Raw genomic sequence first — 264 nt, forward strand, 5'->3', positions numbered from 1 at the left:
GGTTTGGTGGCGATAGCGAAGAGGTCACACCCGTTCCCATGCCGAACACGGAAGTTAAGCTCTTCAGCGCCGATGGTAGTCGGGGGTTTCCCCCTGTGAGAGTAGGACGCCGCCAAGCCATTACACGCAAGTGTAATATATGGAGGATTAGCTCAGCTGGGAGAGCATCTGCCTTACAAGCAGAGGGTCGGCGGTTCGAGCCCGTCATCCTCCACCATATTTGCCGGCCTAGCTCAATTGGTAGAGCAACTGACTTGTAATCAG

The 264-nt window shown here is 54.9% G+C and carries 1 tRNA gene and 1 rRNA gene; both read left to right on the top strand.

Going from position 1 to position 264, the window contains the following annotated elements:
* Window positions 1-2 precede the first annotated feature (2 nt).
* Window positions 3-118 (top strand): 5S ribosomal RNA (rrf, locus tag OQ477_RS20835).
* Window positions 119-141: 23 nt separating this feature from the next.
* A tRNA-Val gene (locus tag OQ477_RS20840) sits at window positions 142-217 on the top strand.
* Window positions 218-264 lie beyond the last annotated feature (47 nt).

This window comes from Bacillus sp. ChL18 (assembly GCF_026241425.1).
GTDB classification, from domain to species: Bacteria; Bacillota; Bacilli; order Bacillales; family Bacillaceae; genus Bacillus; species Bacillus velezensis.